This window comes from Kribbella shirazensis (assembly GCF_011761605.1).
Lineage (GTDB): Bacteria > Actinomycetota > Actinomycetes > Propionibacteriales > Kribbellaceae > Kribbella > Kribbella shirazensis.
Window position 1 is genome coordinate 7,575,135 of the sequence record NZ_JAASRO010000001.1, and the last position, 20,706, is coordinate 7,595,840.

18 protein-coding genes and 1 pseudogene are annotated in these 20,706 nt (G+C 67.9%); 7 read left to right on the forward strand and 12 right to left on the reverse strand.

Features of this window, described 5'->3' with window-relative positions; translation table 11 throughout:
• Positions 1–18: 18 nt before the first annotated feature.
• Positions 19–1,038, forward strand: a complete 1,020-nt coding sequence (locus BJY22_RS36055) for a helix-turn-helix domain-containing protein (protein WP_167216070.1) — start codon at positions 19–21, stop codon at positions 1,036–1,038.
• Between the two features lie 11 nt (positions 1,039–1,049).
• Here BJY22_RS36055 and BJY22_RS36060 read toward each other — a convergent pair whose 3' ends face one another.
• Together BJY22_RS36060 and BJY22_RS36065 are read right to left on the reverse strand one after the other, a co-directional pair.
• A complete protein-coding gene (locus BJY22_RS36060; protein WP_167216072.1) occupies positions 1,050–2,378 on the reverse strand; it encodes an MFS transporter in 1,329 nt (442 codons plus the stop codon).
• Entirely contained in the window at positions 2,371–3,411 is a 1,041-nt protein-coding gene (locus BJY22_RS36065) for a carbon-nitrogen hydrolase family protein (protein ID WP_167216074.1), read from the reverse strand. The genes BJY22_RS36060 and BJY22_RS36065 overlap by 8 nt, the downstream gene beginning before the upstream one ends.
• Positions 3,412–3,595: 184 nt before the next feature.
• Between BJY22_RS36065 and BJY22_RS36070 the strand changes: the two genes are divergently transcribed.
• Both BJY22_RS36070 and BJY22_RS36075 read left to right on the forward strand, forming a co-directional pair.
• Entirely contained in the window at positions 3,596–4,369 is a 774-nt protein-coding gene (locus BJY22_RS36070; protein WP_167216076.1) for a TrmB family transcriptional regulator, read from the forward strand.
• 129 nt (positions 4,370–4,498) lie between these two features.
• On the forward strand, positions 4,499–5,002 hold the full coding sequence (locus BJY22_RS36075) for a YybH family protein (RefSeq protein ID WP_167216078.1): 504 nt from the start codon (positions 4,499–4,501) through the stop codon (positions 5,000–5,002).
• On the opposite strand, the gene BJY22_RS36080 is transcribed toward BJY22_RS36075, so the two are convergent.
• Together BJY22_RS36080 and BJY22_RS36085 are read right to left on the reverse strand one after the other, a co-directional pair.
• Entirely contained in the window at positions 4,969–5,946 is a 978-nt protein-coding gene (locus tag BJY22_RS36080) for a hypothetical protein (protein ID WP_167216080.1), read from the reverse strand. The two genes, BJY22_RS36075 and BJY22_RS36080, sit on opposite strands and share 34 nt — an antisense overlap.
• 134 nt (positions 5,947–6,080) lie before the next feature.
• The gene (locus BJY22_RS36085) at positions 6,081–6,485 is read right to left on the reverse strand and encodes a DUF2255 family protein (RefSeq protein ID WP_167216082.1); all 405 of its coding nucleotides are present in this window, start codon (positions 6,483–6,485) and stop codon (positions 6,081–6,083) included.
• 101 nt (positions 6,486–6,586) lie between these two features.
• On the opposite strand from BJY22_RS36085, the gene BJY22_RS36090 reads away from it, so the two are divergent.
• Positions 6,587–7,204: a cyclophilin-like fold protein gene (locus BJY22_RS36090; RefSeq protein ID WP_167216084.1), complete on the forward strand. Its 618-nt coding sequence runs from the start codon at positions 6,587–6,589 to the stop codon at positions 7,202–7,204.
• A 144-nt stretch (positions 7,205–7,348) separates the two neighbouring features.
• Here the strand turns inward: BJY22_RS36090 and BJY22_RS36095 are convergent, their stop codons facing one another.
• The 3 genes from BJY22_RS36095 to BJY22_RS36105 all read right to left on the reverse strand — a co-directional run bounded on the left by BJY22_RS36095 (position 7,349) and on the right by BJY22_RS36105 (position 9,262).
• Entirely contained in the window at positions 7,349–7,831 is a 483-nt protein-coding gene (locus tag BJY22_RS36095; RefSeq protein ID WP_167216086.1) for a hypothetical protein, read from the reverse strand.
• An 11-nt stretch (positions 7,832–7,842) separates the two neighbouring features.
• Complete coding sequence (locus BJY22_RS36100) at positions 7,843–8,559, reverse strand: DUF6152 family protein (RefSeq protein WP_202891424.1); 717 nt, start codon at positions 8,557–8,559, stop codon at positions 7,843–7,845.
• Between the two features lie 148 nt (positions 8,560–8,707).
• Complete coding sequence (locus tag BJY22_RS36105) at positions 8,708–9,262, reverse strand: carboxymuconolactone decarboxylase family protein (RefSeq protein ID WP_167216088.1); 555 nt, start codon at positions 9,260–9,262, stop codon at positions 8,708–8,710.
• Positions 9,263–9,374: 112 nt separating this feature from the next.
• Here BJY22_RS36105 and BJY22_RS36110 point away from each other — a divergent pair, with 112 nt between their 5' ends.
• Complete coding sequence (locus tag BJY22_RS36110; RefSeq protein ID WP_167216090.1) at positions 9,375–10,976, forward strand: alkaline phosphatase D family protein; 1,602 nt, start codon at positions 9,375–9,377, stop codon at positions 10,974–10,976.
• A gap of 140 nt (positions 10,977–11,116) precedes the next feature.
• Here the strand turns inward: BJY22_RS36110 and BJY22_RS42130 are convergent.
• Positions 11,117–11,455, reverse strand: a pseudogene (locus tag BJY22_RS42130) (hypothetical protein); the annotation flags it as partial.
• A gap of 148 nt (positions 11,456–11,603) precedes the next feature.
• Here BJY22_RS42130 and BJY22_RS36120 point away from each other — a divergent pair.
• Positions 11,604–12,356 carry a FadR/GntR family transcriptional regulator gene (locus BJY22_RS36120; protein WP_167216092.1) on the forward strand — a complete coding sequence of 251 codons (753 nt, stop codon included), beginning with the start codon at positions 11,604–11,606 and terminating at the stop codon, positions 12,354–12,356.
• A gap of 25 nt (positions 12,357–12,381) precedes the next feature.
• Here BJY22_RS36120 and BJY22_RS36125 read toward each other — a convergent pair whose 3' ends face one another.
• On the reverse strand, positions 12,382–13,452 hold the full coding sequence (locus tag BJY22_RS36125) for a substrate-binding domain-containing protein (RefSeq protein ID WP_167216094.1): 1,071 nt from the start codon (positions 13,450–13,452) through the stop codon (positions 12,382–12,384).
• Positions 13,453–13,683: 231 nt separating this feature from the next.
• Between BJY22_RS36125 and BJY22_RS36130 the strand changes: the two genes are divergently transcribed.
• Entirely contained in the window at positions 13,684–17,511 is a 3,828-nt protein-coding gene (locus BJY22_RS36130) for a discoidin domain-containing protein (protein ID WP_167216096.1), read from the forward strand.
• On the opposite strand, the gene BJY22_RS36135 is transcribed toward BJY22_RS36130, so the two are convergent.
• From BJY22_RS36135 to BJY22_RS36145, 3 genes are read right to left on the reverse strand one after another with little or no spacing between them, the layout of a single operon-like run.
• Complete coding sequence (locus BJY22_RS36135; RefSeq protein WP_167216098.1) at positions 17,508–18,431, reverse strand: carbohydrate ABC transporter permease; 924 nt, start codon at positions 18,429–18,431, stop codon at positions 17,508–17,510. The genes BJY22_RS36130 and BJY22_RS36135 overlap by 4 nt on opposite strands.
• Positions 18,428–19,357 carry a carbohydrate ABC transporter permease gene (locus tag BJY22_RS36140; RefSeq protein WP_238350557.1) on the reverse strand — a complete coding sequence of 310 codons (930 nt, stop codon included), beginning with the start codon at positions 19,355–19,357 and terminating at the stop codon, positions 18,428–18,430. Before BJY22_RS36140 ends, BJY22_RS36135 begins: the two co-directional genes overlap by 4 nt.
• Positions 19,354–20,691, reverse strand: coding sequence for an ABC transporter substrate-binding protein (locus BJY22_RS36145; protein WP_167216100.1), 1,338 nt, complete (start codon positions 20,689–20,691; stop codon positions 19,354–19,356). The genes BJY22_RS36140 and BJY22_RS36145 overlap by 4 nt, the downstream gene beginning before the upstream one ends.
• Positions 20,692–20,706 lie beyond the last annotated feature (15 nt).

Consider the following 20,706-nt stretch of genomic DNA (forward strand, 5'->3'; position numbering starts at 1 on the left):
CACTCGATCGTGGACAGGATGGGGAATCGCTCGCGGTCGACGGTCGCCGTACTCATGGTCGACGGTGCGGACCTGTTCGAGACCAGTGTGCCGATCAGCGTGTTCGGGCTGGATCGAACGGCCAGCGGTGCGCCGGCGTTCGAGGTCCTCAGCGTCGCGGCCGAGCCCGGCCCGCTGACCATGACCACCGGAGTACAGCTGGTGGCGCCGTACCGGCTGGAGGATCTCGATCGGGCCGGCGTCGTCGTCATCCCGAGCTGGCGGGCCCCCGCCGAGCGTCCACCGGAACACGTCCTCGAAGCCATAGTCGCAGCCCATGCCGGCGGTGCGCTGATCGTCAGCCTGTGCACCGGTGCCTTCGTGCTGGCCGCTTCAGGTCTTCTCGACGGCCGGCGAGCGGCCACCAACTGGTACCACGCCGACGCACTCCAGCAGCTCTACCCCGAAGTCCGCGTCGACTCGTCCGTTCTGTTCGTCGATCACGGCGATGTGGTGGCGAGTGCCGGCTGTACGGCGGGGGTCGACGCCTGCCTCCACGTGGTACGACGGCTCTGGGGTGCCCAGGCCGCACTGGCGATCGCCCGCCGGATGGTCGTTCCGCCGCTACGTGCCGGCGGTCAGGCACAGTTCATCGATCGGCCCCTGCCCGAGGCCGTCGCCGACGACGGCATCGCCACGACGATCGCCTACGCGCAGGAGCACCTCGACGAGTCCCTCGACCCCGCCGCCCTGGCGCGGCGAGCCGGTATGAGCCGTCGCAGTTTCGACCGCCGCTTCCGCGACACCATGGGTACGTCGATCACACAGTGGCTCCTGCAGCAGCGGGTCCTTCGGGCCCAGCGACTGTTGGAGAACACGGACCTGTCCGTCGACCGGATCGCCCGCGACGTCGGGCTGTCCACCGGCGTGACGCTGCGTCCGCACTTCCGCAAGATCGTCGGGGTCAGCCCCCAGCGGTATCGCGAGACCTTCCGGCTGGCCGAGACGGGAACACCTGTCGCCGCGGAGATCCCGCCCCGGAGCCGTACGAGCGCGTGACCCCGACGGGGTCAGGCGTTCTCCAGGTCGACATGGCGCAGGTCCTTGCTGATCCACGCGCCGACCAGCAGCAGGACACCACCCACCGCGATGATGACGACAGGTGTGTAGTCGTAGCTCATGAAGTTGCCGAGACCCAGCATGTAATAGGTGTAGAACGCCGGGATGATGCTCGGCAGGCTGTAGGCGATGCCGTACCCGGACGATCGGACCTCGGTCGGGAACATCTCCATGATGTAGGCGGTGATCATCGCCCAGACCGCCAAGGCGCCCACGATCGCGGTCACCGCGAGAACGGTGACCGCCGCACGATTGTGGCGGAGGGCAACGGACAGACCCATGGCGAGCGGCGTCACCACGATGTTCACCGCGCCGAGCACCAGGAACACCTCGCGCCGGCCGAACCGTTGCCCGGCCGCACCGATCAGCGGGAACGTACAAACGCCCAGCAGCGCGGAGATCAGCACGACCGAGTTCACCACTCCCACGTCCGTACCGAGCTTCTTGAAGTGCGCGGCGAAGACGCCGACGGTGCCGTCGAGCGTCAGCCAGGCGCCGGAGCCGACGACGAACGCCGTACCGAACCGGCGAAGGTTGCGGCCGGAGAACAGCGTCCGCAGCGGACTCCTGACCTTCGGCATCTTCGTCCACAGCTCCGACTCCGGGACGGAGCGGAGGTAGTAGACGAACAACGCGCCCGAGATCACGAATCCGACGGCGAACGGGATGCGCCACCCCCAGACGGCGTACGGCGACGCCGGCCCGCCGCCGGGGGCGATGCTCAAGGTGAAGATCGTGATCAGGGTGATCACCCCGAGAGCGGCCGGGTAGCCCACGTTGAGCAAGGACCCGTACAGCCCCCGCAGGTGCCGCGGCGCGTACTCCATCGCGAGCGGGTTGGCGGCGGTGTACTCCCCACCGAGGAAGACACCGTCGAGGAGCCTGAGAAGCACGAGCAGCACCGGTGACAGGACGCCGATGGATGCGTAGCTGGGCAGCAGCGCGATCAGGCCGGTGCACACAGTGAATCCGGCCGCGACGACGATCGTGGTCCGCCGCCGTCCGAGCCGGTCCCCCATCGAGCCGAAGATGATCGAGCCCAGCGGCCGGCCGATCAATGACGCCGCGAAGATCCCCGCGGTCAGCGTGGCCATCTCGACCGACGACGAGCCGCTGGCGGAGAAGTAGCTGATCGCGGGCGCCAGCGCGATGACCGGCAGGTACACGTCGTACATGTCCACGAAGAAGCCGAACATCGCCGCCCGCAGGGCACGGCGTCCCTTCCGTCGGTGCTCGGCATCGACCGGCGGGGCCGACGCGGAGCCGATGACCTCAGACATCGAGAACCACCTCCGTGTCGAGCAGTTGCCGCGCGTCGGTGAACTGCTCCGCGGTCTGGTCGATCGCCAAGGGGGTGGGGCGCCGGGTGTCCATTCGGACCTCGAACAGATCGAGTCGCTGATAGGTCCCGACGATGTCGTGCGCCTGCTTGAGGGTGATCTCCTCGGACAGGTCGATGTCGGCGTAGAGGATGCCCTCTTCACCGACCAGCGGACCGGCCAGGGTCTCGCCGCGCGGCCCCACCACGAGCGACGCGGTCGGCGTCGACCGCAACATGTCGGCGACGCGGGCGTTGTCGCCCGCGACCTCGGCGACCGCCTGGTCGTCGAGTGCGGTCGCCGCGACGACACTGAACACCTTGCCTTCGAAGGTGTGCGCCGCGCTGCGGAGCCGGATGCTGTCCAGCAGGTCGTACTCGGGGCGGTCGGGGCGCTGGTCGAACGGCCAGGCGGGCGGGTAGGTCGCGATGTGCAGTCGTTCGCCCTGAGCCAGTAGCGCGTACCGCGCGAGCGTGTTCGTGTTCTCGCCACAGATCAGCGCACCCAGGTTCCAGCCTCCGAGCTCGACCGGCTTGAGATCGTGCGCGTCGCCGTGGGACCAGGTCAACCGCTCGTACCAGGTCGCCACCAGCTTGCGGCGATGGTTCACCAGTCGGCCGGACGAGTCGAAGATGAGGTTGGCATTGAACAGCTGGCCGAGGCTGTGCGCGGCTCGCTCGTTGACCCCGACCGACAGGACCACGCCGTGCTGCGCGGCGATGGAGCCCAGCACGTCGACGTACGGACCGGGCACGGTGATCGCGGACTCGAACAAGCGGTGGTGCAGGTCGTGCTGGTCGACCGGCGGCAGGACTCCGTTCCAGATCGGGAAACCGGCCAGGAAGGTCTCCCCGAGAACCACCAGCTCGGCGCCCTGCCCGGCCGCCTCGGCGACCAGCCCGGCGAGCTTGTCGATGGTCGCGTCGCGGTCGAGGAAGACCGGTGCGGCTTGGACCGCGGCGACTTTGATCCGCGGCAGGTGCTGTGTCGTCATGGCTGCTCCTTGAGGTTCCGGCTGCTGCCGGCCCGTCGGCCGAATGTCGAACGTTTTCGACAACTAACTCCGCCGTGGCGCGAAGTGCCGGGAGATTAGGACTGTGAATCCATGGAGTCAAGGGATCTCGCCCGCTATCCTGCCAGCAACAAATGTCGTCGAATTTCGACAATTGGAGTGCCTCATGTGGCAGCAACTCGTCGACGCCGGGCTCGACCCCAAAGAGGCCAGGTTCTACCTGGAGGTGCTGGACCTTCGCCGGCCCACGGTGGCCGAAGCCGCGGAACGCTCCAGGATCAGTCGCACCAACGCCTACGACATCACGAAGCGGCTGGTTCACCGCGGACTGCTGAGCATCACCGAGGTCGGCCCGACCGGCAAACCGGCCGGCCGCGGCCGGGCGGTGCTGACCGCCAATGATCCGGGCAAACTGCTGGACGAGTGGGCCGAGCGCAAGGAGATCCTGGACGACCTGGTCCCGAAGCTCCGAGCCGTCCGGGCGAAGGGAACCAGCCAGCCCCGGGTCCGCTACCTCGAGGGTGCGGCCGGTATCAGGAACGCATTGTTCGAGACGCTGGAGTGGCCGAGCCCGTTGCGCGGGATCCTGTCGATGAAGGACCTGCTCACCGTGCCGGGGCAGACCGCCATGAACGAGTACATCGCCGGCCGCCGGGAACGCAGGCTCCTGCTGCGGGTGGTCCGCTCGCCGGAACGGGACTATGAGCACGGGTGGCCGACGAGCGCCGCGGAGTACCGCGAATCGCGGTACGCGTCACCGGGGTACGTGTTCACGATGACGATGATCATCGGCGCCAACGAGGTGGCGGTGATGTCGTCGCGGAGCGAGAACTTCGCGATGATGATCGAGAGTGCGGAGTACGCCCGCATGCAGGCCAATCTCTTCGAGGTTCTCTGGTCGACCAGCAGCACGACCCCGACCCGGGCGGGCGACCAGTAACGGCGTTCGCGTCGTTCTGGCTGGAACTCATCGGTGAGTGACTTCCCGGCCACTCGTGGAGCGTCGTCCAGGTTGCGACCATCGTCCGGGTACGGAGGCGTCAACGCCTGTCATCGGAAGGACATCGCCATGACCCAGCTCGTCGACTACAACTTCGGTCCCAGCGCGCGGCTGCGCCTCGACGAGGCCGCCAAGCCGGACCACGACGGCGCCCTGGCGGCGCTGGAGAGTTTCTACTACGCCCTGAACCACAAGGATCTCGACAGTCTGGCGGCCGTCTGGTCCCAGGACGAGCTCGCCCAGCTGAACAACCCGGTCGGCGGGATCCTCCGGTCCGGCAAGGCGGTGACCGACCTGTACCGCCGGATCTTCGCCGGCCACCTCGACCTTCAGGTGACCTTCACCGACGCGGCCACCTACCGCTGGGCGGACGGCGCGGTGTTCGCGGGCCGGGAGCTCGGCACCTACCGCAACCGCGACGGCGACGTCGTACCGCTCACCATCCGCACGTCCCGGGTCTTCCGGTACGAGCCCGACCCCGGGCGGTGGCTCCAGATCCACCACCACGGCAGCATCGACCAGCCGGCCGAACTCGCCGCCTACCAGGCCGCGGTCCAGCCCCCACCCGCCTGAGCAACCGTCTGCCCGCGGCGATGCGGGGCCCTCCGGTCCAGCTGACGTTCGAGATGTGAAGTGCTCTCCGTGTGGGTGCGTCGCAGCGACCGGAGCTGCCGGCGCAGGACCAGCGCGACGACAACTGCTGTCACGGGAACCGCACCGGGGATCGGGGTGGGCCTGTTGTCAGGGGGTTCGGAGTAGTTGCCGTCGGCAAGTCCGGCGGCACGTTCGAAGTGGTTGCGGGAACCGGGGAAGAACGCGCTGTCGGCGTAGTACGCGAGCGGAAACGTCAGCGGACCGCCGATGAGGGTCCCCACGGCCCACTGATCGCTGTGCCGCGACTCGTGCCGGGCCAGTTCCGATTCACCGGACCGGGTGCCCGAGATGTTCGGCCCGTACCGAATGTAGGGCGCATCAAGCTGCCGGCGATCGGTGGCGTGTGCGTGGCCGCTTGCTCCCGGCAGGACGCTCGAACTGTCGTAGCCGGCGGGCATCCACGCCACGAAGGCGGAGCCAATGGTGCTGCCACCACCGCTGGGGCGCGTCGGCTCCCAGAAGGTCACTGTCAGCGGTGGACCGGCGCATTGGCTCATTCCTGCGGCCCTTGACGCGAGCAGCCCGAGTCCAGTGGCCGGCGCGTTGACCACGTCGCGGGCGACACCCCAGATCCGCGGCGGGGAAACGTCCTGGAGTTGTGGCTCGGGTTGCACCCGGCCGTCCGGAAACACACGCGTGTGGCACAGGACCGGCGGCCGAACCGCGGTGGACACAGTGATCGCGGCACCGACGACCTGCAGGACGACGAATGTTCCGGCGACGATCCTCGACCAGGTACGCCGACGTCCGCCGGCGCCGGGGCGGCGTACCAAGACCCAGATCAGCCCCAAGGAACCGAAACACAGAACCGCCGAGACCAACCGCACCGCCGCGCCCGCACGACGCCCTCTACCTGATGTCATGGTTCCAGCAAGACCTTCACGGCTCGGTCGAACCACCGTCGAACGGGGCCGTACTTGGGCGACAATCCAGCCGGTCAACCGCGTGACGCGTATCGATGGAAGACACCAGCGATAGGTGCACTCACAGGGAACCATCACTGGGCGGGGACAATCCTCAGTGTGGTCTGTCGAGCTGAGGGGCCGACGACGGTGGCGACGTAGCGGGGACCGTACCGGTCGTACTTGGCGTGGTACGCCTCGTCGATGGCTGACTGGGCCGGGTCGGAGGCGTCCAGCGGATCGAACCGCACATCGCGCTCGGTCCCGCCGGCGCGGATGCGGCCGGCTCCTGCGACGAGCGCGCGGCGGTACCAGCCGTTGGCGGGACCGTGCGCCGAGCGGATGTAGATCGCGTCGCCGACCCGAGCGTTCCAGATGGTGACGAACGTCCGCAGCGTCCCATCACGGCGGTAGGAGCTGACCTGCAGTTCGTCGGCGCGGCCGACGCTGCTCAGCTCCTCAGGCGTCCAGCCTGCGGTCGTCTCCAGCGAGTTGTCCATGGTGTCAAGGCTAGGTGGCCTCGGCCCTGCGAGGGATGCTCTGCCGGTACACCCTTCGTCAGAGACTCCCACAGGCGCGCGAGTACCTGAACCCTGGTGTCATGGCCACGACCATCAAGAAACTCACGCCATCGTTCGCGGGCCTGGCCGCGACCATCGGGCTCCTCGCCGCATGCACCACCGACGACTCGTCCTCGGTCCCGGCCACCGCCCCCTCCACCAGCACCTCGCCTGCGACGATCGACGCGCCGTCGCCCACGGCCCCGTCGACGCTTGCCACCCAGTCCGCCTCACCGGCGCGACCCGCCTCCCCGTCGTCCGCCACCTCAGCGACAGCTGCCGCGCCGGCCGGCAACGTGGCCGGCACCGTTGTCCGGTTCACTTCCGGCAGCACCCAGATCGACGTCACCATCGACCGCGACACCCCGGCCGCGCGCGACTTCGTGTCCATGCTCCCGCTGACCCTCGAGTTCGAGGACTACAGCAACAGCGAGAAGATCGCCTATCTCCCGCGCAAGCTGAACACCGCGGGCACACCAGGATCCGAACCCCGCAACGGCGACTTCAGCTACTACGCTCCCTGGGGCGACATCATCTTCTACTACAACGCGCACGGCGGATACTCCGACCAGGTCCCCCGCCTCGGCACCTACCAGGCCACCCGCGACCAACTCGAAGCCATCGAAGGCTCCAACGTCACGATTCAGGTCGCCCCGTAGGTCCACGCAACCATCCGCGCGTGTGGAGTGAGCACCGCCCGGGCTGGTCCGCAGCAGCGTATGCGCGGCCCGCGACGATGAGAGACACGCCATCGAGCTGGACCTCGTGGAACGAATGCGGGTGGATCTGGTAGAGCGCGGCAGTCAGGTGTAGGCGAGGAGGCGCCCCGCGACCGTGACACCTGACCACGTCATCAGCGAGACGACCGCGGCGAACCGGGCGGCGGCGGGCGTCGACCGGCCCACATCCCAGCGAGCGACACCCCGGTAGGTGAGTCGATGGAAGATCAAGATGTTCAGCCCTGCAAGCAGGATGAGGCCGAGCTTCCACGGAGCGCTACCGCGGTCGGCGATGACGCTCGCCCCGGGCAGGAACATCGCGATGCCGGTGACCGCCGCGATCAGGAAGCCGACGTGCGACAGAGGGAGGAGCCTGTTCGCCGCGGTCGTCACCCGCAGCGCCTGCCGGCCCAGCCCCAGCAGCCGGAGGTCGAAGGCCACGGCCGGGCCGACCAGGAGCGCGATGCCGATGATGTGGATGCTCTCGAGGATCGGATACAGGTACGCCGTGCCACGGATCGCCTCGGAGAACGCGCTGTCCTCCAGCCATGCGAACACCTCGCCCATGACAAGCGCCCTCAACCCCGGTGCGAACGTGACCGCAGGAAGACTGCCCCACCCGCGAAAACGGCGAGAAGCGCGACGCCGAGCGTGGCCCACACGACGGCCGCCGACCTGTCGGAGTCGGTGGCGCCGGCCGGGGCGTCGTCGTCGGTAGCAGGGGCCCGCGTGCCGCTCTCGGGATACGGCACGGGCAGCGGCGTCGCCGGCAGTTCACTGCCGAGCACCTGGTTCACCGGCCGGCCGTTCTCGTACCAGAACGCGACCGGACGGAACTCGTTGTCGTGGCTCTCACCGACGTAGCCGACGAGCTCGATCCGCTCGCCGTCGCGCAACGGACGGTCCAGACCCCACCGTCCCGTGAAACTCGGCGGGGCGATGACGACCTCGAGCGCGTCATGGGCGCCGCTGTACGACGGGGCGACGCTGATCGGCCCGCTGTCCTCGGGGGCCTGCAGCTCCTCAGGCAACTGCAGCTCCGGCGTGTCAGCAGGCAGATCGTCGTCAAGGGTCACCGTGAAGAAGGAGTGCGGCTCACCCCAGCGGACCTCCGAGACCGTTCCCGCAACGTAGTAGAGGCGGTCGGTGTCGAAGTCGTCCCATCCGTGATGCGCCTGCGCGGTACCCGGGGAAAGCAGGATGAGCAGGGTCGCGGAGACGAGGGTCGCAGTCGCCAGCCTGATGCGACGGGCCCCGGTGCGAGTCAGTGCTGCGGTGATCGTCATGAAGCGCATGTGGAGTCGATACCTTCGAGAGGGCTAGGTGGTCGCCATCCAGCACACCTCATCTCGCTGGGGCCAGGGAGTTCCTGTCATGAGGTGTACTGCCGGGGCCACCTTGAGCGGGAGGTTTGTTGCGGGCACAGCTCGCTCGGGCCGGCGATCACGCCAGCGTGACCCCGGCGCGTCGGGCATAGACACTCGACGTTGGTTGCGGGATGGCGGCAGCGGCTCGGACCCCGAGTTGGCGGCGTTGCGGATGACTGGCATGGCAGTGAAGACTTTCGGCCAGCCGGTGAAGTAGACGACATGGTTGAGGACCGACCAGGCTGCGATCGCGGAGCTTGAGGCCGGGCCGCAGCCACAGGTCGTTGAACAAGACGTTCGGGGTGTCGTCGACGACACCTTGCGACACCTCGCCGTACTGTCGTTGGACGTTGGCGGCGCGGTCCGCCTCGGCGGCCTCGTCCTGGGGAAAAAGTTCGGGATTGGCCTCGGGAAGCTGATCGGTGCCGATGCGGCGCTTCTTGAACACGTCCGCGACCACCGGGACGGCTTCCATGGCGTTCTGCCATCCGCTGTAGAAGGCCAGGTGCGTGATGGTCTCGGAGATCTCGCCGGCCGTGAGCCCGTCGTCGAGTGCCTTGTCGACGTAGTAGCCGAGCTCGTCGTGTTGCCCGCTGGACACCAGGACGGCGATGGTTGCCAGGCCGCGCACGGGATCACCGAGCACAGTACGTACGAGCTGAGGCGCCCGATTGGGCCGAATTCGCTTCAAGTTGCAGAATAGGTCTTGCGGTGGTCATGTGGGGTGTCTAGTGTCCTGCGTCATGACTGCCAGGACTTCGTTCCGGACGCTGCCCGAAGTGGATCGCCGTCGGTTCCTCACCCTCGCCGGTGGCAGCGCCGCCGGGCTCGCGTTCAGCCTCGCGATGCCGCGGCCGGCCACGGCGAGCAGTGGCGGCGTGCTGCCGTACCCGTTCACACAGGGCGTCGCCTCCGGCGACCCGGTGGAGGACGCGGTCGTGATCTGGACACGGATCGCGCCGGCGCCACTGCTGCCGAACGGCGGACTGGACGAGGGCGCCAGGGTGGGCGTCGACTGGCAGGTCGCCGAGGACGAGCGCTTCCACCGCGTGGTCCGGTCCGGCACGACGACGACCAGCCCCGACACCTCACACACGGTGCATGTCGACGTCCGCGGTCTGCTCCCGGGACGGGCGTACTGGTACCGCTTCCGCGCGGGCGGTCATCTCAGCGAGGTCGGCCGGACACGGACGATGCCGCCGAGGCAATCGATGCAGCCGCTGCGCTTCGCGGTCGCCTCCTGCCAGAACTGGCGGGCCGGGTACTTCCAGACGATGGCCGACGCTGTCGCTCAGGATGCCGAGCTGATGCTGTTCGTAGGCGACTACCTGTACGAGTATCCGGTCCAGCAGTTGGCCGTCGGGCGCCACATCGATCCGAATCTTCCCGCCGAGGTCGTGCCCACCACGGTTTCCCTCGACCAGTACCGGCTGCGGTATGCGTTGTACCGAACGGATCCCGACCTTCTCGCCGCCCACAGCGCGATGCCCTGGATCCTGTCCTGGGACGACCACGAGGTCGCCAACGACTACGAGTCGTGGAGTACGCCGGACCTCGACCGCCGGGCGGCGGCATACCGGGCGTACTGGGAGTTCCAGCCGCTCCGCTGGCCGCAGCCACCGCGCGGCGCCGACGCACGGCTGTACCGGCGCTTCCGGCACGGCCGGCTGGCCCAGATCGACGTACTCGACACACGGCAGTACCGCGATCCCCAGGTCACCGGAGGACCCGCTGCCGACGACGGCCCACGACGCGACCCGGCCCGGGTCCTCCTCGGGGAGGAGCAGGAGCGCTGGTTCACAGCAGGCTTCGGCGCCGAGCCGGCCCGCTGGAACCTGGTGGCGCAGCAGATCCTGATGGCCCGGCTGAACACCGCCGCCGACCCGGAAGCCCCGCCGACCTTCTCCCCCGGGACGTGGGACGGCTACCAGGCCGGCCAGCAGCGGCTGTTCGACACCGTGGCGACATCCCAGGCGCGTGGTACGTCGTCCAACTTCGTCGTACTCTCCGGCGACGTGCACTGCAGCTACGTCTCCGACATCTCGGCCGACACCACCGACCCGACGTCCCGCGTCATCGGCGCCGAGATCACGAGTACGTCGATCACCAGCGCGCAGGACTTCAACCCAGTGGCGAACGAGGCGCGCCAGGTCCGGCGCCGGGTCAACCCGTCGCTGAAGTGGGCCGACCTGCACTGCGGCTACGTCCTGTGCCACCTCGACTCGGAGCGCATGCACGCCGACATCCGCGCCGTCGACAAGGTGTCCCGCCACGACGACGCAGTCTTCACGGCAGCCTCCTTCGAGGTGTACAACGCGATCCCCGGCATCCACCGCACCGCCTGACAAACAACTGCAGCCGCCACCGAGCACGAGAGAGCTCTCTGGCGCTGTCGACCCCAGTCGTTCCTGCTCGGACCGGGCCAGGCGACGTCACCGGTCCCAGTCGCCCGATGGAGCCGGACATAGCCGTCCGGGTCGACGTTCGCGAGACCAGGCACCGAGCCGGACGCTCCGGCGAGCAGCATCGAGTCGACCATGACCTCGTGGCCGGTGAAGGCGGCGAAGTCCTCCAGGCCGGCGTCGTGCAGCTCGACGAGCAACTGCCGGAAGGCGACGTCGTCTCCGCTGGAGTCCTTGACACCGGCGATCACGCGGTCCTGGCCGAGCCGGAGCAGCAGGTCGTTCGGGAGCTTATGCCGGACGCAGACCGGGTGTACCTGTAAACCACCATCCGTGGTGTACCGGCGTACCTGCGGCCTGTCGTCGTCCGCGACCGCGTGCCCGTGGGAACCCAGCACCCGGACAGTGCTGTTCACCGGCACGAAGGGTGGCAAGACCCACGGACCAGGGCCCCTGTTTCAGTAAGCTTCCGCTGACGTGGCTGACCGGCTCTTAGTGGCGGCTGTACCGAATTCCGGGAAAGTCTGACATCATATGTCTGATGCTGCAGGCGAGCTGAGAGGTGACGTGATGGTCGACAGGGATCTCGAACCCCCCAGCCAGGTGCCCGTACGGGCCTGGCGGGAGCGGCCGACCCGCCGCCAGGAGCAGGTCGCCGAAGACATCAAGCGGTTCATCCTGGACCACCGGCTCCGCCCGGGCGATCCGCTGCCGACCGAGGGCGAGATCGGTGACGCGGTCGCCGCAAGCCGGTCGAGCGTGCGCGAAGCCATCAAGGTGCTCTCGACCCTCGACATCGTGGAGGTTCGCCACGGCCACGGCACGTACGTCGGCCGGATGTCGCTGAACGCCCTGGTCGAGAGCCTCGCGTTCCGCGGCGTCCTGAGCCGGGACGACGACCACAAGGTCCTGCTCGAGCTGATCGACGTACGCCAACTGATCGAACAAGGCATCGCCGCGGACATCATCAAGGCCATGGACGACGACTTGCGCGCCTCTCTCACCGCCCTCGCGAACAAGATGCAGAAGAAGGCGGCGGCCGGCGAGGACTTCCTGGAAGAGGATCGCGAGTTTCATCTGATGCTGATGCGCCCCATCGGCAACGACCTGGTCCTGCAGCTGACCGGCGCGTTCTGGGAGGTGCACCGGATCGTCGCTCCGACCCTGAACGTCCGGCCGCAGGACGGGATCAAGACCGCCAAGCTCCACACCGCAATCATCAAGGCGGCCGCCGGAGGCGACGTCGACGAACTCCGAGCCGCCATCGCCGCCCACTACGAACCGGTCCGCGAACGAGTCCGCGCCCTGGCCGACGACGACTGACCGCCGGCAGCGCGGCAGGCAACCTTCAGGACCGGGCTCTGACCTGCGGCGACTTGCGCGGCCGCGCGCGGGACGGAGTGCTGGGCGGGCCTGTACTGCCGCGGACGACGAACTCGACCGGGGGGAGGACGACCGCGGGCGGTTCCCTTCCTTCGACGAGTGCGACCAGGGTCTGCGCGGCGGCGGTCCCCCACGCGACGACGTTCTGCCGGACCGTCGTGAGGGGCGGGACCGAGTACGGCGCCAGCGGGATGTCGTCGAACCCGACGACCGACAGGTCATCCGGCACGCGAAGGCCCCGGTCCGTTGCGACGGAGAGCCCGGCGATGGCCATCAGGTCGTTGCCGTAGACGATCGCGGTCGGTGGTTGGGGTAGATCGAGGAGCTCGTGCGTCGCTCGCGCGCCGGCTCCACCGGTGAAGTCGGCGGTGACGAGGGTCCCGAGCGGCAGGCCGAGCTCCTCGAGGGACTCTTGCCAGGCGCGGCGCCGGGCCTCGGTGTGCACGTAACCCGCGGTGCCCATGACGTGCGCGATGCGCTCGTGGCCGAGCGAGTGCAGGTGGTGGACAGCGCGCCGTACTCCGGCGTCATCGTTCATCCCGATCGTGGGGTGGCCGTCCAGGTCCGTGCCTTCGGGAGCGACGACCACCGCGCTGAGTCCGAGCTCGCGGACCTCCTGTGGCCGGGAGTCGTGAATCCGCAGGTCGGTGAGGAACACACCATCGGCCCGGGATTCGCGTGCGAACCGCTGGTAGGCGCTGCGCTCGGACTGCACGTCTCCGACCACCTGCAGGACCAGCGAGTACTCCTGCGCGGCGAGTCCGATTTCGATGCCTGCCATGAACTGAGGGAAGAACGGGTCGGTGCTGAGGAGCTCGGGATCGCGGCGAATGACGAGCCCTACAGCTTGGGTGCGATTGCGAGACAGCGCACGGGCACGGGCGTTCGGCTGCCACCCGAGGGCCTCGGCTGCGCGGAGAACTCGATCCCGGGAGCTCGCGCTGACACCGGGCCGGCCGTTGACGACGAAGGACACGGTGCTCTTGGACACGCCCGCTCGTGCTGCCACGTCGCCGATCGTCGCCCGCTTGTTCACCCGGCAAGAATAGCGCAGTCGAACCGGTTTTGTGCCGCACAGCAGCTACGGCACCCAGAGATTCCGCCCGGGTCCAGAATGGGCAGCCGCATCGATAAACACTGCAGCAATGGACATCTGAGAGTATTCGGGATGATGTCAGCAATCACGCCCGGGCTTACCTCTGCGGCTCCGCAGTGCTTCAACTCTGAGGTCTTGACGGCATGGATTCAAACCGGTTCAATCCCGGACATGAGACGCGTCAGGTTTCTGATCGCCCTAACGTTGAGCGTCGTGATCGGCGGCAACAGCCTGGCCGTGCCACCGGCATCAGCTGGGCCCGCGAAGAAGGATGTCGAGACGATCGTCTCGCGTTTGCAGGAGTACTACCTGGACCAGGGCGACGAGATCAGGATCGCCAACGGGATCTACCTCGGCCGTATGTCCGAGGCGCTGCAGTACGCGGAGTCCATGGCGGCCGACGGCTCGTGGTCCGATGTCGACTACACCGATACCACCAGCTCGGCGAACGGCGCGGTGTGGTCGGCCTACATCGCGCTCTACCGGATGGTCGCCATGGCCCAGGCCTACCGCGAACCCACGGCGAACGGCTACCGGGATCCCGCCGTCCTGAGTGCGCTCGAGCGCGCGCTGCGCTACTGGGATTCGGCCGACCCGACGAACAAGAACTGGTGGGAGACCGAGATCGGCGAGTCGATCGCCATGGGCCGGATCTCCCTCTTCGTCGGGGACGTGCTCAGCCAGGACGCGTTGGACGTCGCCTTGCGGCACAACACCGGGAAGCTGGATCCCGTCGGCGCCAACGGCGCCTGGCGGACCACCAACTACCTCTTCGAGGCACTCGCCACCAGCAACGGCGAGAACCTCAGGGCCGGGCTCGACACCATGGTCCGAACGGTCACCCCCGACAATTCCGGCGCGGTCCGCGAGGCGGTCCAGCCCGACGCCAGCTTCTGGGCGCACGGCGCGCAGCTGTACAGCGAGGGCTACGGCATGATCCTCTTCGTCAACGTCGCGCTGTGGGCCGACGCCGCCCGCGGCACCCGTTTCGCCTTCAGCCGCGACAACCTGGACACGATCGCGAACTACATCGTCAACGGCACCCGATGGATGATTCGCGGCGAGATCGGGATGCTCTACCTCGGCTACCGGCCGCCCAAGACCATCGACGGCGTCACCAGCCACAGCTCGGAGTTCATCGAGCCGCTGACCAAGATGATCCGCACCGACCCGCTGTACGCAAGCGCCTACCGCGCCCTGCTCGACAGCATCCACGGCAAGACCACGTCGAACGGATTGGCAGGCAACAAGTACTTCTGGCGCTCGGAGTTCTCGTCGCACCTCCGCGACGACTACGGGATCTTCACCCGGCTGAACTCCAGCCGGACCGTCGGCAGCGAGTACCGGTCCACGTTCCGGCCCGAGATCGGCAACGAGATCGTCTGGAACAGCGCCGGGGCCACCGCGATCCAGGTCAACAACCACGAGTACTCCGACCTCGGCCCGGCCTTCGACTGGTTCCACTATCCGGGAGTGACCGCTCCGTACGTCAAGGAGCAGACCCTCGGCTCCACAGGGAACGGCGGCGCCTTCACCGGAGGTGTGTCCGACGGAACGTACGGCGCGAGCGTACACAGCCTCGATCGCGCCGCCACGAAGGGAAACAAGAGCTACTACTACTTCGACGACGAGATGGTCGCGCTCGGCTCCGGCATCACGTCCGCGGCCGACGCGGCCGTCCACACAACCGTGAACCAGGCCTCGGCGAAGGACAACGCTTCGGTCGACGGCAAGCCGGTACCGGCCGGAACGGACTCCGTCGCCGTCGACCACCCGTCGTGGGCCTACAACGACGAAGTCGGCTATGTCTTCCCGACCGAGCAGCGCGTTCACGTCTCGAACAAGGCGCAAACCGGCAGTTGGCTCGACGCGGACCCGGTCAGCCGGGACGCGTTCACCCTGTACGTCGACCACGGGGTCAAGCCGGACGACGCAGGCTACGAGTACGTCGTACTGCCCGCGAAGACACCCGAACAGGTCAAGGCGTACGCCGCCGACCCGGCGGTCGAGGTGCTCCGCAATGACACCGAGGTTCAGGCTGTCCGGCACGCCGGGCTGCGCCGGACCATGGCGACCTTCTACCGGGCCGGACGGCTGGACCTGGGCGCGGGGCGTTCCCTCGAGGTGAGCCAGCCGAGCATCGTGATCCTCAACGAGTCCGGCGACACGCCCCTCGTCAGCGTCGCGAATCCCAACCTGCCCGGACTCGTCGTGCGAGTCACCCTCACCGACGTGACGAAGGCGGCGCACGGCAGCTTCGCTCTCGGCGACGGCGCGAATCTCGGCCGAACCGTGACGGCAGAGTTGGTGCCGATCAGGCCAGGCGACCGTTCGGACTACACCGCGAGCACCTCGGCAGCCGACGGCAAGGCCGCGTTCGCCGGCGACGGGAACGAGGCGACTGCCTGGCACTCGGTGGGAGACGGGACGGCCTGGCTGAGCAAGGAGCTCGAATCCGGGTCCTTCCTCACCGGCGTATCCGTTGCGTGGGGCGACGACGCCGCGACGCGCTACCTCCTGCAGACCTCGCTGGACGGCAAGACCTGGACCGACCGGCGGTTCGTCCGGGACGGGACCGGCGGGCGCGTCGACCTGGAGATGGCACCGACCCCGGCAACGTACGTCCGGCTGCTCATGATCGACAGCACCGGGCGTCGAGGCTACTCCGTCAAGGAATTCGGAACGGTGACGAGCATCAACCGCGCCCTCGGCAAGCCGGTCACTGCCTCCGGCTCGTCGGGCGGAACCCCGGGGAACGTCACGGACGGCAGCATGAGCACGCGATGGAGCGCGAACTCGTCCGACACCGCATGGGTACAGGTGGATCTGGGGGCGGCGCAACGGATCCGCGCGGTCAGGCTCTGGTGGGAGGCGTCCTACGCCAAGCAGTACGCGATCCGCGTGTCCGACGACGGTCAGACCTGGCGGGACGCGTTCGTCACGAGCGGCGCCGGCTCCGACGGCGGGACCGATCTCGTCACGGTCGACGAGACCGCGCGGTACGTCCGGATGCAGTCGCAGCAGCGCAGCACCAGCCACTACGGGGTGTCGCTGTGGGAGATGGAGTTGTTCGAAGACGACAGGGTCACCGATGCACCGCCCGCGTCCGCGGGTCGTGAGAATCTCGCCCTGCACCGGCCGATCAGCGCCGACTCGACCTACAACGCGACACTGGCCTCGGCGAACGCGAACGACGGGAACCCGGTCACGCGCTGGGCGTCCGAGCGGCAGGCAGCGCCATACACCACCGAGCGGTGGCTCCAGGTCGACCTCGAGGAGACGCGATCGGTCAGCCAGGTCATCGTGACCTGGGAAGCCGCGACCTCGAACGACTATCGCATCGAGGCCTCGGTGAACGGTCAGGACTGGACTGTGCTGGCTCGGGTGCAGAAGACGTCGGGCGAGTTGCGGAACGTCGTCGACGTCGGGCGGTCGGAGGCCAGGTACGTGCGCGTCGCCGGACTGCCGGCCACGCAGTACGGGCTGTCGATCTTCGAGTTCGAGGTGTACGGCGGATACACCCTGCGCTGCCACGCAACGCCGTTCCGGGTCGCCCCGAACAGCACGGCAGTTGCCACCGGCACCATCTCGCCTCGCGATCCCGACGACGAGGTCGGCGTCGAGTCCCTGGACGAGAACGTGGTCTCGATCGCAGGCACCCCCCGCGTCGACGCCGACGGCCGGATCGACGTCGACCTCACCACGGGGAGTTCAGGGTCGACTTCACTCCTCTTCACCCACACCAAGGGCGACGAGTACGTCCTGTGCCCCGTGACCTTCACAGTGACGACCTCGAAGCTCGAGCGTCTGGTCAAGCGTGCGAACACTCTGGAGAGCGAGCGCTACACGCCCTCCAGCTGGCGGCCGCTGCTACCGGCGCTGGAGGCTGCCAAGGCGACACTGCGGTCGACAGACCTGACGCAACCCCAGGCTGACGCCGCCGCCACCGCGCTCGCCGAGGCGATCATCGCGCTTCACCACCGAGCCGGGCACAGCTAGCCCTTGAGGCCGCTGTTCGCAACGCCTTCGATGACGTAGCGCTGCACCACGACGTACAGGATCAGCACTGGGACCGCGGCGAGGGTCGCGCCGGCCATGACGACGGGGTAGTCGGTGGTGTAGGCGCCGTACAGCGTGGCCAGGCCGGGCGCCAGCGTCATCCTGTCGGGACTGAAGAGGACGAACACCGGCCAGACGAAGTCGTTCCACGAGCCGAGGAAGCTCAGGACCGCAAGCGTCACCAGCGCCGGCTTCGAGAGCGGGAGCATGATCCGGGTGAAGATCGTCCAGGAGTTGGCGCCGTCGATCAGCGCGCTCTCCTCCAGTTCGCGAGGGATCGCCAGGAAGAACTGGCGGAGGAAGAAGACGCCGAACGCGCCCGCCGCCCCCGGCACCACCAGTGCCCAGTAGCTGTCCAGCCAGCCGAACTTGCTCATCGTGAGGTAGTTCGGCATGAAGAAGATGAAGCCCGGCATGAACAGCGTCGCGATCAGCGTGCCGAACAGCAGGTTGCGGCCCCTGAACCTCATCCGCGACAGCGCGTACGCCGCCATGGCCGCCACCACCACGTTGAGCACCATGTGCAGGACCGAGACCACCAGCGAGTTGATGAGCCACGTGTACACAGGGTTGGCGGCGTCGTCGAAGATCAGCCGGTACGCGCGCAGCGTCCATTCGCTGGGCATCACGCGGATCGGGATCGAGCGGGCGTCGGACTCGGTCTTGAACGTGGTCAGGAGCATCCACAGCAACGGCAGGATGAAGATGAGCGAGATGACCGTCATCGCGACGTAGGTCAGTGGCCCCACCCTGGTCCGGGAGTAGGCCCGCCGGCGCCGCCCCGGTCCGCCGGGATCGGCGGAGCCGGCGGGGTCGGAGGCGTCGGTACGGGCGCCGGTGATCGAACTGGTCGTCGTCATGATGTCTTGCGCTCCCTCATGATCAGGAAGTTCGCGACGGAGATGATCGCCAGGGCGAGCGCCAGCACGTAGCTCATCGCCGCCGCGCTGCCCATCCGGAAGCCGCGCAGGCCTTCGTTGGTCATCGCCATGATCGCCGTCGTCGTACTGTCACCCGGCCCGCCCTTGGTCAGGATGTACGGCTGGCCGAAGAGGTTCGCGCTGGCGAGGATGGTGGTCGTCACCACGAACAGGAAGACGTTGCGAAGGCCCGGAAGCGTGACGTGGCGGAACTGGGCCCAGCGGCCGGCGCCGTCGAGTTCCGCCGCCTCGTACAGCTGTTCGGGCAGGCCCTGCAGCCCGGCGAGGAAGATCACCGCGTTGAACCCGATGGTCCACCAGATCGTCATGACGGTGATCGTGATCCAGGCCTGCGGCTGGGTGGACAGCCAGGAGACCTTGGGCAGACCCACCCCGTCGAGGATCCCGTTGACCAGTCCGACCTCCGGGTCGAAGAGGTAGCCGAAGATCAGGCCGACCACCGCGACCCCGAGGACGAACGGCGTGAACACCACGGCGCGGAAGAAGGTCCGCCCGCGGAACTTCCGGTTCAGCAGCAGCGACAGCCCCAGCGGGATGACGACCAGGAACGGCACGCTCATCAGGACGAACAGGAAGGTGTTCTTCATGCCGTTCCAGAACGGATGGAAGAGCACCGAACTGGAGTCGAACAGGTCACGGTAGTTCTGCAGCCCGACCCAGGGTTTGCCCGGCAGCATGAAGTCCCAGTTGTGGAGGCTCATCCAGACGCCGAAGACGGCGGGCCCTACGAGGAACGTCAGCAGGAGTACGACGTACGGCGCCACGAACAGGTACGGCGTGACCGGGTGGTGATGGCGCAGCGGGCTGCGGCCGGTCCCGGCCAGGCCGGTGATCCGGCCGCTCATCCGCCGTACTTCTTCTGGTTCGCGGCCAGGATCTGATCACCCTTCTGCGCCGCGTCCTTGAGCGCCTGGTCGATCGGCTTCTTCCCGGTCACGGCGAGGCTGATCGCCTTCGTCCACTCGGGGTCGGTGTCGCCGGCGCCCGGCACGTTCGGCGGGAAGTGCGCCCAGTCGATCATCTTCTCGAACTGCTTGACCTCGGTGTACTTCTCGAAGTCCGCGGACTCGCGGACCGACTTGCGGGCCGGCACCATGCCGGCCTCGGCCCAACCGACCGAGTTCTGGCTCATCCAGTTGACGAAGACACGGGCCGCCGTCGCCTTGTTCTGGTCCTGGTTGACCTGCCGCGGCAGCGTGAAGCAGTGCGAACCCGCCCACGTCTGCTCCTTGGATCCGAGCACCGGAATCGGTGCGCAGCCCCACTCCAGGCCCTTGGCCTGCTTGCACGGCGTGACCATCCACGGGCCGTTGATCATGAAGGCGGCCTTGCTGTTGCTGAAGGAGACCCAGTCGCCGTCACCGGCCGCGTTCTTCGGCGAGTAGTCCTTGTCGATCAGGCTCTTGAAGAAGGTGATCGCGTCGATCGCCGGCTGATCGCCGAAGCCGGTCTTGGCGCCGTCGTCGCTGATCATGTAGCCGCCGTTCTGGAAGATCATCGACTGCGCGACCAGACCTCCGACACTCAACGCGCTGACCCAGTAGCCCTTGACGCCTTTGGACTTGCACTTGTCCAGCACGGCCATGAACTCGTCCATGGTCGTGGGTGGCTTGGTCGGATCCGCACCCACCTGGGTCAGGACCTTCTTGTTGTAGTACAGCCCGGCCGGGTGGATGTCGAGCGGGATGGCGTACTGCTTGTCCTGGTAGAAGCTCGCCTTCCAGACCTGCTCGGCGTAGTCGGCGGCGCTGAGCTTGGCGCCGGCGACCACGTCGTCGATCGGCTGCACCACGCGGCGCGCGGCGTTCGTGGCGATGTCGCCCGTATGCATCAGGCAGACGTCCGGCGCGCGTCCGCTCTGCACCGCGGCCGGCAGCTTCTGGAACAGGTCGGCCCAGGCGATCGACGTGGTGGTGATCTTGATCTTGGGGTTGGCGTCCATGAACTTCTGCGCCAGCTTCTTCATGATCGGGCCGTCGCCGCCGGTCAGGCCGTTCCAGTACTGCAGTTCGACGTTCGGGCCGTCGTACCCCTCGGCGCCGCCCTTGCCGGTCGCGGGCCCGGCCTGGGGCGGGCCGCTGGTGCCGCCACACGCGGAGAGGGCGAGGCCGGCGCCGACGCCGGCGACGGCGCCGAACAGGGTCCGGCGGCCGAGACGCACTGGATCAGGAGTAGTCATGGTTTGGTCCTTTCG

Bases quoted from the DNA above. Each gene is read 5' to 3' on its own strand.
- BJY22_RS36075 (WP_167216078.1), top strand. From the start codon at position 4,499: ATGACCCAGCTCGTCGACTACAACTTCGGTCCCAGCGCGCGGCTGCGC.
- BJY22_RS36095 (WP_167216086.1), bottom strand. From the start codon at position 7,831: ATGGGCGAGGTGTTCGCATGGCTGGAGGACAGCGCGTTCTCCGAGGCG.
- BJY22_RS36085 (WP_167216082.1), bottom strand. From the start codon at position 6,485: ATGGACAACTCGCTGGAGACGACCGCAGGCTGGACGCCTGAGGAGCTG.
- BJY22_RS36060 (WP_167216072.1), bottom strand. From the start codon at position 2,378: ATGTCTGAGGTCATCGGCTCCGCGTCGGCCCCGCCGGTCGATGCCGAG.
- BJY22_RS36145 (WP_167216100.1), bottom strand. From the start codon at position 20,691: ATGACTACTCCTGATCCAGTGCGTCTCGGCCGCCGGACCCTGTTCGGC.
- BJY22_RS36065 (WP_167216074.1), bottom strand. From the start codon at position 3,411: ATGACGACACAGCACCTGCCGCGGATCAAAGTCGCCGCGGTCCAAGCC.
- BJY22_RS36080 (WP_167216080.1), bottom strand. From the start codon at position 5,946: ATGACATCAGGTAGAGGGCGTCGTGCGGGCGCGGCGGTGCGGTTGGTC.
- BJY22_RS36135 (WP_167216098.1), bottom strand. From the start codon at position 18,431: ATGACGACGACCAGTTCGATCACCGGCGCCCGTACCGACGCCTCCGAC.
- BJY22_RS36140 (WP_238350557.1), bottom strand. From the start codon at position 19,357: ATGAGCGGCCGGATCACCGGCCTGGCCGGGACCGGCCGCAGCCCGCTG.
- BJY22_RS36100 (WP_202891424.1), bottom strand. From the start codon at position 8,559: ATGCGCTTCATGACGATCACCGCAGCACTGACTCGCACCGGGGCCCGT.
- BJY22_RS36130 (WP_167216096.1), top strand. From the start codon at position 13,684: ATGAGACGCGTCAGGTTTCTGATCGCCCTAACGTTGAGCGTCGTGATC.
- BJY22_RS36110 (WP_167216090.1), top strand. From the start codon at position 9,375: ATGACTGCCAGGACTTCGTTCCGGACGCTGCCCGAAGTGGATCGCCGT.
- BJY22_RS36070 (WP_167216076.1), top strand. From the start codon at position 3,596: ATGTGGCAGCAACTCGTCGACGCCGGGCTCGACCCCAAAGAGGCCAGG.
- BJY22_RS36090 (WP_167216084.1), top strand. From the start codon at position 6,587: ATGGCCACGACCATCAAGAAACTCACGCCATCGTTCGCGGGCCTGGCC.
- BJY22_RS36120 (WP_167216092.1), top strand. From the start codon at position 11,604: ATGGTCGACAGGGATCTCGAACCCCCCAGCCAGGTGCCCGTACGGGCC.
- BJY22_RS36055 (WP_167216070.1), top strand. From the start codon at position 19: ATGGGGAATCGCTCGCGGTCGACGGTCGCCGTACTCATGGTCGACGGT.